This window comes from Cupriavidus sp. 01L46, from assembly GCF_056399905.1.
Genome location: NZ_JBFTSF010000475.1, coordinates 1 through 3,258, shown reverse-complemented (window position 1 = coordinate 3,258; position 3,258 = coordinate 1). Strand labels below are relative to the sequence as shown.

General features: G+C 67.4%; 3 protein-coding genes and 1 pseudogene. All 4 read left to right on the top strand.

All coding sequences use genetic code 11. The annotated features are described in order from the left end of the window. Window positions 1-12: 12 nt before the first annotated feature. Entirely contained in the window at window positions 13-819 is an 807-nt protein-coding gene (locus tag AC1DS3_RS37085) for an AraC family transcriptional regulator (protein ID WP_477129187.1), read from the top strand. A 139-nt stretch (window positions 820-958) separates the two neighbouring features. Beyond that, window positions 959-1,396, top strand: a complete 438-nt coding sequence (locus tag AC1DS3_RS37080; RefSeq protein ID WP_441630886.1) for a MarR family winged helix-turn-helix transcriptional regulator — start codon at window positions 959-961, stop codon at window positions 1,394-1,396. A 42-nt stretch (window positions 1,397-1,438) separates the two neighbouring features. After that, the gene (locus AC1DS3_RS37075; protein ID WP_441630884.1) at window positions 1,439-2,974 is read left to right on the top strand and encodes an efflux transporter outer membrane subunit; all 1,536 of its coding nucleotides are present in this window, start codon (window positions 1,439-1,441) and stop codon (window positions 2,972-2,974) included. Between the two features lie 73 nt (window positions 2,975-3,047). Next, a pseudogene (locus AC1DS3_RS37070) lies at window positions 3,048-3,258 on the top strand (EmrA/EmrK family multidrug efflux transporter periplasmic adaptor subunit); the annotation flags it as partial.

The following is a 3,258-nucleotide window of genomic DNA, read 5'->3' as shown; positions in this document are numbered from 1 at the left end:
GAGACGGAAAGCCTGCTGGCCGCCTTTGCCGACACCAGCGAACAGCCGGACGGCCCTGCCCTGATCGCGATGCGCGGCGCCGACAAGGCGGACAACGAGTTCCGGCTCGGCACGCGTGAGCTGGGCTGGCACAGCCACGTGCGCGGCCAGCTGTTCTGCATCGACAACGGCCTGGTGCATGTCCGCACGCAGCGCGGCTCCTGGCTGCTGCCCGCCCAGCGGGCTGGCTGGATGCMGCCGGGGGAAATGCACCGGGTCACGATCAGCGGCGTGCTGAGCGGCTGGAATGTGTGGATCGCGCCCGCCGCGGCGCAGGACCTGCCCAGCATGCCCTGCGTGGTGGGGACCAGCGATGTCATGCGCGCGCTGATCAGCCGCGCTGCGTCGTGGCCTTCACCGTTCACGCTGGACGCCGCACAGGAGCGGATCATCGCCGTGCTGCTCGATGAGATCCGGCAGGCGCCACAACAACCCCTGCACCTGCCGCTGCCCAGCGACCGGCGTGCCTGCCGCATCAGCGACGCCATCCTGGCGCAGCCCGATGACCACCGCAGCCTGGTGGAATGGGCGGCCTGGGCCGGCTTGTCTGCGCGCACGCTTTCGCGCGTGTTCCTGGGCGAGACCGGCCTGAGCTTCGCCAACTGGCGGCAGCAGGCGCGCCTCACGCTGGCGCYGGAGCGGCTCGCGCGCGGCGAGGCCGTGGGCGAGGTTGCGCAGGCGCTGGGCTACGCCACGCCAAGCAACTTCATCGCCATGTTCCGCCGCGCGTTTGGCGATTCTCCGGCCCGGTATTTCGCCAGCCGCGGGGTGCATGCGTAGCCATCCGTGCCGGGAAGCGGCGCATTGGGAACCTGTTGGTCGCCTTCTGCGCACGCGCTAAACAATGTAGATTCTGACCTTGAATTTATCTGACTTATCAAATATTATCCAGCCAGCAGACGGCAGACAGGAGGTAACCATGAAGCACTACACGAAAGGGACTTTCAACCTGACGGATAGCGTCGGCTTTTATCTCAACAAGGCTCGCAATCTTGTGCTGATGGAGATGGACGCGGCCCTGAAAGAGCTGGATATCACCGCTCAGCAGATGGGCATCCTGCTGTCGCTGTCGCGCGGCACGGCCACCACCCCGTTCGAGCTGAGCAAGCTGCTGGTGATCGACACCGGCCTGATGACCCGCATCCTCGACAAGCTGGAGCACAAGGGCCTCTTGACCCGCTCGCGCAGCGTGGATGACCGCCGCGTGGTGAACCTGGAACTCACCGCCAAGGGCCACAGCGTTGCCAACCAGATCCCGGAGATCGCCCCCGAGGTGCTCAATGCGCGCCTCAAGAATTTCAGCAAGAGCGAGTTCGACGAATTGTTGCGCCTGCTCGACAAATTCTCGGCCGCCTGAGCGCGCGTCTTTTTTTTAACCATTTATCTGACAAATCAGAAAATGAAAACGCAGACTTCTCGAACGACCGGCCGCGCCCTGCGCTCCGCCAAGGTCCTGCCCCTGCTGCTCAGCGCCTGGCTGGCCGGCTGCGCCAGCTACGCGGGCATCTCCAGCGACAAGCACGTCGCCGAGCCCAACGCGCTGGAAACCACTGCCAGCCTGCCCGCCGAGCAAGGCCACTGGCCCGCGGCCGACTGGGCCGCCCAGTTCGGCGACGCGCAGCTGCGCGCGCTGATTGCCGAGGCGCTCGAAGGCAGCCCGTCGATCGACATGGCCAAGGCTCGCCTGGCCGCCGCCGCTGCCTACAGCGAAGGTGCCAATGCCAACACCTTGCCGCGCGTGGATGCGGCTTACGCCTTGACCCGCCAGCAGTATTCGGCCACGGCCATGGTGCCGCCGCCCATCGCGGGTTCCTGGCAGACCGAAAACCGTGGCCTGATCAGCGCCACCTATGAACTCGACCTGTGGGGCAAGAACCGCGAAGCCCTGGCCTCATCGGTCTCGGCCCGCCGTGCCGCCGAGGCGGAATCGGAGCAGGTCCGCCTGTCCGTCAGCTCGGCCGTGGCCCGCGCCTATAACGAACTGGCCCGCCTGTACGCCCTGCTCGACATCGCCCAGGACGAAGTCAGGCAGCGCAGCGCGCTGGCCCGCATCACCCACGCGCGCGCCGCCTCCGGCCTGGACACCGAAGTGGAACAGCGCACCGCCGACGCCAACCTCGACGCCAGCAACGCGGCGGTCACGGCGCTCAACGGCGCAGTTCTCAATGCGCGCTACCAACTGGGCGCCCTGCTCGGCCGCGGCCCGGACCGCGGCCTGGCCCTCGCGCGGCCCACGCTGAGCCCCGGCGATGCAGTGCGGCTGCCGGACAACCTCCCAGCCGACCTGGTTTCGCGCCGCCCCGACATCGTTGCCGCAAGGTGGCGCGTGGATGCCAGCACACACGACATCAAGGTGGCCAAGGCCGGCTTCTATCCCGACATCAACCTGAGCGCCGCGATTGGCCTGGATGCCTTTGGCTTTGGCCGCTTTCTCACCGCCGCCAGCCGCACCGCCAGCGCCGGCCCAGCCATCCACCTGCCGATCTTCGATGCCGGCGCGCTGCGCGCACAGTTGAAGGGCCGCTACGCGGAATTCGACATGGCGGTGGCGAACTACAACCAGACGCTGATCGGCGCCCTGACCGACGTGGCGACGCAACTGGCCCAGATCCGCACGATCGATGCGCAACTGGCCGATGCACTGCGCGCCGAGCAAAACAGCCGCCGTGCCCGCGACCTGGCCCTTGCGCAATATCGCCAGGGCCTGACGACCCAGCTCACCGTGCTGAACGCGGAAACCAACGCGCTGGCCCGCACCCAGGCCGTAGCCCAACTGCGCATGACGCGCCGCGACCGCCAGATCGCGCTAGCGGCTTCGCTTGGCGGCGGCTACACGGACACGTCCGCGGTGGCGCACGCCGCGGCGGCCGCGCAGCCGCCGGTCCTTGGCGCCGCCGCGCCGGGCGCTCCCGTACAGCCGCAATATCCGCAATAACCGGGATAACCGCGATAGCCGCTCAACGCCGATACCGCCACACGCCACCGATACCAATACCGAGGTGATCAACATGACCGAAGCTACCCAGACCGAAACCACCGCCGACAGCAACAGGAACAGCAGCACTGCCCCCGCCAGCAAGATGGCCACCCGCAAGCGCCTGCTCGCCGCGCTGGGCCTGGCCTCCCTGACTGCCGCCGGCGGCTACGCTGGCTACTACTTCACCTACGCTGTGCATTACGAAGACACCGACGACGCCTACGTCAACGGTAACCTCGTGC

Excerpts from the sequence above, each read along its gene's own strand:
- AC1DS3_RS37080 (WP_441630886.1), top strand. The coding sequence starts at position 959 with ATGAAGCACTACACGAAAGGGACTTTCAACCTGACGGATAGCGTCGGC.
- AC1DS3_RS37075 (WP_441630884.1), top strand. The coding sequence starts at position 1,439 with ATGAAAACGCAGACTTCTCGAACGACCGGCCGCGCCCTGCGCTCCGCC.